Below are 7,394 nucleotides of genomic sequence, written 5' to 3'. Positions count from 1 at the left end.
TTTATTTTCGTGTTTCTGTGGGTGACGGCTATGTCGTCATGGCTGTCTGTCCCACTCTCTTTTGAGTTAGAGGCTTATAGCTTGATTTCAGTGTTTTGGAGGATCTTGATAAAGCGTTTTCAAGAAAGCCGTAGACTGGCAAAAGGCAGGGGTTTGTGAAAATAATCTCAGGAATCCTTGATAGGACTAGCTTTTTCTTGTGAAACTCCGTTTATTAGTGTCCTTATAACAATAACTTATAGTCTATTAGAATTTGTTGTATTCTCTAAGATCGAATTTGAGCAAGTGTGGGAAGGATTTTTATAAGACGCATCTTTTGTGATATAATAATAAAAAATACACGGAGGTAGGGAATATGGATAACGTGATTGATTTGTCTATCCCAGTGGCAGAAGTGATTGAGAAGCAGCCCGAGGTTTTGGATGTCTTGGTCGAGTTGGGCTTTAAGCCTCTGGCCAATCCTGTCATGCGCAATACAGTAGGGCGCGTAGTTTCTATCAAAAAAGGCGCTGGTATGAACGGTATTGACCTGAATAAAATTAAGCAAACTCTGGAATTAAACGGCTATGAAGTGGTGGGGATTTAGGCATGGCTACTGAACGCATTGAAGTCCTCAAGTCTATCTTGCTGGACCTACATAACGGAGCTTCGGCGGAGTCCGTTCAGGAGCTCTTCAATGAGCATTTTGCTGGTGTGTCCGCTATCGAAATCAGCCTGATGGAGCATGAGCTGATGAACTCGGATACGGGAGTGACCTTTGAAGATGTCATGTCCCTCTGCAATGTCCATGCCAACCTCTTTAAAGGTGCTATTAAGAATGTGGAGGTGGCAGATACCGACCATCCAGGCCATCCTGTTCAGATTTTTAAGCAGGAAAATCTAGCGCTGCGGGCTGCCCTTATGCGGGTTCGAAGACTCCTATCTACCTATGAAAGCACAGAAGATGAGGAGCTTCTTCCTGAAATCCGCAAGGGACTCCAGCGCCAGATGAGTTTGGTGGGGCAGTTTGATATCCACTATCAGCGTAAGGAAGAGCTCATGTTTCCTATCATGGAGAGCTATGGCCACGATTCGCCACCCAAGGTCATGTGGGGCGTAGATGACCAGATCCGAGACCTTTTCCAAGAGGCTAAGACTGCTGCAGAGCAGCTGCCGGATACTTCGATTGAAGAAGTCAAGGACAAGTTTGAGACCTTTGCGGCTGAGTTTGAAGCTATGATTTTCAAGGAAGAGTCTATCCTTCTCATGATTCTCCTCGAGTCCTTTACTCAGGATGACTGGCTCAAGATTGCTGATGAGAGCGATGCTTATGGTTATGCTATCATCAAGCCAACAGAGAAATGGATTCCTGTGCGATACTCATTCTCGGAGGAGGAAGCTAGGGATGCTGCTGACGAAGGAAGCGAAGCGCCAGCCAGCACAGAACAAACTAGTGATGGCAGATTTCAGCAGGTCATTGATACGCCGGATGGTCAGGTCACCATTTCCTTTCAGCCTAAGGAAAAGAAAGAGCAAGCCTTTAATCGGGACTCCCAGCAGCCTTTTGGCCATGGCTATCTGTCGGTGTCGGAGGCTAATTTGATTTTGAATCATCTGCCCATGGAGATTACCTTTGTCAATAAGGAGGATATTTTCCAGTATTATAATGACAGTGTGCCAGCGGATGAGATGATTTTCAAGCGGACGCCGTCCCAGATAGGGCGCAATGTCGAGCTCTGTCACCCGCCCAAGTTTTTGGATAAGGTGCGGCGGATTTTCAAGGCTCTGCGTGAGGGAGAGCGGGACAAGTTTGAGATGTGGTTCAAGTCGGAATCACGGGGCAAGTTTGTCTATGTGACCTATGCGGCGGTGCGGGATGATGCTGGTGAATTTCAGGGGGTGCTGGAGTATGTACAGGACATTCAGCCCTTCCGTGATATTGACAGTGATTTTTACAGAGATTTGGACTAGGTATTTGCAGTTAGAAAGTGAGAAAAATGAGTTACGAACAGGAATTTTTACATGAGTTTGAAGCTTGGGTCAAGACCCAGGTCATGATTAACGAGATGGCCCTCAAGGAGAGTCAGGCAGTCTACGAGGCGGACCAGGACGAGCGGGCAAAGGAAGCGGCTATTCGCTATGAAAGTCGTCTAGATGCCTACCAGTTCCTTTTAGGGAAATTTGCCAACTATCAGGCGGGCAAAGGATTTCACGATCTGCCAGAGGGACTTTTCGGTGAGAGAAATTATTGATTTTTCGCTGGAAAGGTGATAGAATATGCTCATCAGAGGTGTTTTGAGTCAAGCATTTTACAGAAAGTGGCGGTGCTGAGAAGTCCACAAATGTGTCAAAACTGGTTGCTGATGAGATAATAAATTGAAATAAAAGTGTCTTTGTATTTACTTCAAAGACGAAAGTTGCGGGCCTTGCCCGAAATTGGGTGGTACCGCGGATAAATACATTCGTCCCTGTCATGTAGATGGCAGGGGCGATTTTTTATAAATTAAGGAGAAATATATGGATTTTAGACCTTTAGATAAGACAATAAGAAAAATTTTTGATGGAGATAACACTTACAAAATTCCTAATTTTCAGAGAGAATTCTCTTGGGAAAAGAAAAATTATAGAGAATTTCTGACAGATTTATTAGACTCAATGAACATTACTTTTAAAGAAGAACAAGGAATAAATTATAATGAACATGCAGATTATTTCTTCGGAACAATTTTATTAGTTGGTAATGAGACCAATCCAAAAGTTGAAGAGCCTTATATAGTAGTTGATGGACAACAACGCTTAACAACAATGACAATTTTTATTGCAGCACTAAAGTCCATAATTGAAGAAATGGATAGTTCCTATTTGACCTCTTTTTCAGAAGCTCTGCTCGTTAGATACAAAAGACGAGGCAAAGAATTGGAAAGTGCTAGACTTCAGAATAAGGCCTTGGAACCAGTTCTGCCTGTAAACATATTAAACGTATCTCATACTAGAGAAAATGGACTACATCATCTAGCAAATTCAGAATCTCAAGATTGGCTATTAGAATCCTACGAAGAGTTCAAAAAATTACTAGGCAAGTCCTCGCTACTAAAATTAATCTTTGGGAATGCTAAGTATTATTCAAAAATTAATGACAATGAGTATATTCAACTTTTAGAATCTATTGGAAATCAGCTACTAAAATCTACCGTTATTGCAATTTATACTCCTGATGAAAAATCAGCAAATATTATTTATCGAAATTTTAATTCAAGAGGAGTTCCTCTAACCAACGTTGACTTAATAAAAAATGAACTTTTTTCTATCTTAGATAACACTACAGAATCAGCTACAACTTTGTGGAATTCAATGTCCGAAAACATTTACGCCTGTGGAACAGATATGAAGAGATATCTTTATCACTATATGGTATTTAAAAAATATGTATCTACTGAAGCACAAGTATATGATCAATTTATGAAAAAAGTAGATGCTACAGAAAAAGAATATTCTAATTTTTTGAAAGATATACATAAAAAATCAGAATATTATCGTGATTTTATTAACTTACCTGACAATTTGAAATTATTTGGTAAAAATAATTTTTTCAATACAGACAATAACTTTACTGTCAAAAAACGCTTAAAATTCATTAAGGATACTGAATTAGAACAAGTTCGAATTTTATTGCTAAGACTTTTTGATTCTATAGATAAAAATAACATATCATCTTCAAATTTCAAAAAGATTCTTTCTATTACGGTTAAACATCAAATTTTACATTTAATTGCAAAGAGTTCTACTAATACTCTTTCAAGTCACTATAGAAAATACTTAGATAAATTTGAAGATCCTTCTACTATAGAAAAAGAAATTATTGATTTTGAAGAGGATTTTAAAAAGAAAATTCCTTCGAAAGAACAACTAATAAAGAATATTCATTCATTCAATTATAGTAAGGGAGAAAAAACGAAACAAATAAAAGAAACTGCAATACTAAAACAAATTCTTATTGAGCTATCATTAAACCGTCAAAAAGATATTAATAAAGGAAATAATGGTACAGAGTTTATATTTAATTCTACCATTGAACATATAAATGACTACGCAAAGAATATGGAGTTCGGGAATAATCTAGGAAATTTATTGTTGTTGGAACAGTCAAAGCATTTCAACAATAAACCAAAAGATAAGATGTATGAGGCGTCTGATATAACTATGACAAAAGATTTTTCGAAAATAGTTAAAGAATTTCTGGGGGACGAAGAAAAAATAAGAGAAAGAAGCGAAAAGCTTATTGTTGAATTCTATGATTTAGTCCAAAAAGGAGAAAAATAATGTCTAAAGAACTTTCACCTAAATACAATCCAGCCGAGGTTGAGGCTGGTCGTTACCAAAAATGGCTTGATGCGGATGTTTTCAAACCTTCTGGAGCTCAAAAGGCCAAGCCTTATTCAATCGTGATTCCACCACCAAACGTGACTGGGAAACTCCACCTTGGTCACGCTTGGGACACGACCTTGCAGGATATTATCATCCGTCAGAAGCGTATGCAGGGCTTTGATACGCTCTGGCTTCCGGGTATGGACCATGCGGGGATTGCGACTCAGGCTAAGGTCGAGGAGCGCTTGCGGGAGCAAGGCATTTCCCGCTATGACCTTGGTCGTGAGAAATTCCTAGATAAAGTCTGGGAATGGAAAGACGAATATGCGACGACCATCAAGGAACAATGGGGCAAGATGGGCCTCTCTGTAGACTACTCTCGTGAGCGCTTCACGCTGGATGAGGGACTGTCAAAAGCCGTTCGTAAGGTCTTTGTCGAGCTTTACAAGAAAGGCTGGATCTACCGTGGTGAGTTTATCATCAACTGGGACCCAGCAGCTCGCACAGCCCTTTCTGATATTGAGGTGATTCATAAGGACGTGGAGGGTGCTTTCTACCACATGAACTACATGCTGGAAGATGGTTCACGAGCCCTTGAAGTTGCGACAACTCGTCCTGAGACGATGTTTGGAGACGTTGCGGTTGCGGTTAATCCAGAAGACCCACGCTACAAAGATTTAATCGGTAAAAATGTCATTCTTCCTATCGCTAACAAACTCATTCCAATCGTTGGGGATGAACACGCAGATCCTGAGTTTGGTACAGGTGTCGTGAAAATAACGCCTGCCCACGATCCAAATGACTTCTTGGTTGGTCAACGTCACAACTTGCCACAAGTTAACGTGATGAACGATGACGGAACTATGAATGACTTGGCCTTCGAATTTGCAGGCATGGACCGCTTTGAAGCTCGTAAGGCAGTCGTTGCTAAGTTGGAAGAAATCGGTGCCCTTGTTAAAATCGAAAAACGTGTCCACAGCGTTGGACACTCAGAGCGTACAGGTGTTGTGGTTGAGCCACGTTTGTCTACACAATGGTTCGTCAAGATGGACCAATTGGCTAAGAACGCCATTGCCAACCAAGACACAGACGACAAGGTCGAATTCTACCCGCCTCGTTTCAACGATACCTTCCTCCAATGGATGGAAAATGTTCACGACTGGGTTATCTCTCGTCAGCTCTGGTGGGGTCACCAAATCCCAGCTTGGTACAATGCTGAAGGTGAAATCTATGTGGGCCAAGAAGCACCGGAAGGTGACGGTTGGACCCAGGACGAGGATGTCTTGGATACTTGGTTCAGTTCTGCCCTTTGGCCCTTCTCAACCATGGGCTGGCCGGATGTTGACTCTGCGGACTTCAAGCGCTACTTCCCGACTTCAACCTTGGTAACAGGCTATGATATCATCTTCTTCTGGGTGTCTCGGATGATCTTCCAATCCTTGGAATTCACAGGTCGTCAGCCATTCCAAAACGTTCTTATTCACGGTCTCATCCGTGATGAGCAAGGACGTAAGATGTCTAAATCTCTCGGTAACGGGATTGACCCGATGGATGTCATTGAGAAATACGGTGCCGATGCCCTTCGTTGGTTCCTGTCAAACGGTTCTGCCCCAGGCCAAGACGTCCGCTTCAGCTATGAAAAGATGGATGCTTCTTGGAACTTCATTAACAAAATCTGGAACATTTCCCGCTATATTCTCATGAACAATGAAGGTTTGACGCTGGATGCGGCGCGTGAAAATGTTGCTCAAGTGGCGGCTGGTCAGGCAGGTAATGTCACCGACCGCTGGATTCTCCACAACCTCAACGAAACCATCGGCAAGGTTACTGAGAACTTTGACAAGTTTGAGTTCGGTGTGGCTGGTCACATCCTCTACAACTTTATCTGGGATGAATTTGCCGACTGGTATGTGGAGTTGACTAAGGAAGTACTTTACAGCGATAACGAAGACGAAAAGGTCATCACTCGCTCTGTCCTCCTTTACACGCTGGACCAAATCCTGCGCCTGCTTCACCCAATCATGCCTTTTGTGACGGAGGAAATCTTTGGTCAAGTCTCAGAAGGCACCATTGTGATAGCGGCTTACCCAGTGGTTCGTTCAGAGTTTGAAAATGCCGAGGCAGCAGCTGGTGTGGAAGCCCTCAAGGATCTGATCCGTTCGGTGCGCAATAGCAGAGCTGAGGTCAATGTGGCGCCAAGCAAGCCGATTACCATCTTGATTAAGACGACAGACAGCGCGCTGGAAACCTTCTTCAAGGATAATGTCAACTACATCAAGCGCTTCACCAATCCTGAGCATCTGGAAATCGCATCAGACCTTGCAGTGCCTGAGCTGGTTATGTCTAGCATCATCACAGGAGCAGAAATCTACTTGCCGTTGGCAGACCTCCTCAATATCGAGGAAGAACTAGCTCGTCTCGAAAAAGAACTAACCAAGTGGCAGAAAGAACTGGATCTGGTCGGTAAGAAACTCTCTAACGAGCGCTTCGTGGCTAACGCCAAACCAGAAGTCGTCCAAAAAGAACGCGACAAACAAGCCGATTACCAAGCCAAGTACGATGCAACCGTAGCACGGATTGATGAGATGAGGAAACTAAGTGAATAATTTTATTGAAATAGGAACGATTATTCTAGGAGTGTGTACATTAGGATTCGGAACTTTACAGTATTTTTGGCAAAAAAAATTTGATGAAAAATTACGTGTTTATAAGAACTATCTTGAAATAGTTGCGTTATCCACTTTATCTCGTGACGAACAAGTTAAAATTCAATTAGTACAAAAACACATACTCGCTAAACAAGAATTAGTTCTTTTTGCTCCTAAGGATATTGTAGAAGTTGCGGCAAGGATTGAACCTCTAAACTTTAGAAATAATAATGAACAGAAATATCTTGACTATCTTTCCTTGATTAATCTTATGAGATTAGATTTGCAGAGACATAACAAAAGAATTTCTGAAAAATATCTTAGAAAATTGTTTGGTTAATCGATATCTAAAAAACACGGCAATTTATCATGTTTTTTGAGTATAATGAAGAGAAAAGTTTG

At 41.6% G+C, this 7,394-nt stretch carries 6 protein-coding genes; all 6 read left to right on the top strand.

Annotated elements, in window-relative coordinates; all coding sequences use genetic code 11:
* Positions 1 to 355 precede the first annotated feature (355 nt).
* The 6 genes from SSIN_RS07805 to SSIN_RS07780 all read left to right on the top strand — a co-directional run bounded on the left by SSIN_RS07805 (position 356) and on the right by SSIN_RS07780 (position 7,332).
* On the top strand, positions 356 to 586 hold the full coding sequence (locus SSIN_RS07805; protein ID WP_037617645.1) for a DUF1858 domain-containing protein: 231 nt from the start codon (positions 356 to 358) through the stop codon (positions 584 to 586).
* A 2-nt stretch (positions 587 to 588) separates the two neighbouring features.
* Positions 589 to 1,950 (top strand): DUF438 domain-containing protein, encoded by a 1,362-nt coding sequence (locus SSIN_RS07800; protein ID WP_037617642.1) that lies wholly within the window; start codon positions 589 to 591, stop codon positions 1,948 to 1,950.
* Between the two features lie 26 nt (positions 1,951 to 1,976).
* A complete protein-coding gene (locus tag SSIN_RS07795) occupies positions 1,977 to 2,231 on the top strand; it encodes a DUF1912 family protein (protein ID WP_037617640.1) in 255 nt (84 codons plus the stop codon).
* 265 nt (positions 2,232 to 2,496) lie between these two features.
* Complete coding sequence (locus SSIN_RS07790) at positions 2,497 to 4,299, top strand: DUF262 domain-containing protein (protein ID WP_037617637.1); 1,803 nt, start codon at positions 2,497 to 2,499, stop codon at positions 4,297 to 4,299.
* Positions 4,299 to 6,950, top strand: a complete 2,652-nt coding sequence (locus SSIN_RS07785; protein WP_037617635.1) for a valine--tRNA ligase — start codon at positions 4,299 to 4,301, stop codon at positions 6,948 to 6,950. The genes SSIN_RS07790 and SSIN_RS07785 overlap by 1 nt, the downstream gene beginning before the upstream one ends.
* Complete coding sequence (locus SSIN_RS07780) at positions 6,943 to 7,332, top strand: hypothetical protein (protein WP_037617633.1); 390 nt, start codon at positions 6,943 to 6,945, stop codon at positions 7,330 to 7,332. Before SSIN_RS07785 ends, SSIN_RS07780 begins: the two co-directional genes overlap by 8 nt.
* Positions 7,333 to 7,394 lie beyond the last annotated feature (62 nt).

Origin of the sequence: Streptococcus sinensis (assembly GCF_000767835.1) — a bacterium.
Classification (GTDB): domain Bacteria; phylum Bacillota; class Bacilli; order Lactobacillales; family Streptococcaceae; genus Streptococcus; species Streptococcus sinensis.
Note: the sequence above shows the minus strand (reverse complement) of the source record. Positions and strands in the feature narration are given on the sequence as shown.

Coding starts and splice junctions, on each gene's coding strand:
- SSIN_RS07800 (WP_037617642.1), top strand. CDS start 589: ATGGCTACTGAACGCATTGAAGTCCTCAAGTCTATCTTGCTGGACCTA.
- SSIN_RS07785 (WP_037617635.1), top strand. CDS start 4,299: ATGTCTAAAGAACTTTCACCTAAATACAATCCAGCCGAGGTTGAGGCT.
- SSIN_RS07790 (WP_037617637.1), top strand. CDS start 2,497: ATGGATTTTAGACCTTTAGATAAGACAATAAGAAAAATTTTTGATGGA.
- SSIN_RS07805 (WP_037617645.1), top strand. CDS start 356: ATGGATAACGTGATTGATTTGTCTATCCCAGTGGCAGAAGTGATTGAG.
- SSIN_RS07795 (WP_037617640.1), top strand. CDS start 1,977: ATGAGTTACGAACAGGAATTTTTACATGAGTTTGAAGCTTGGGTCAAG.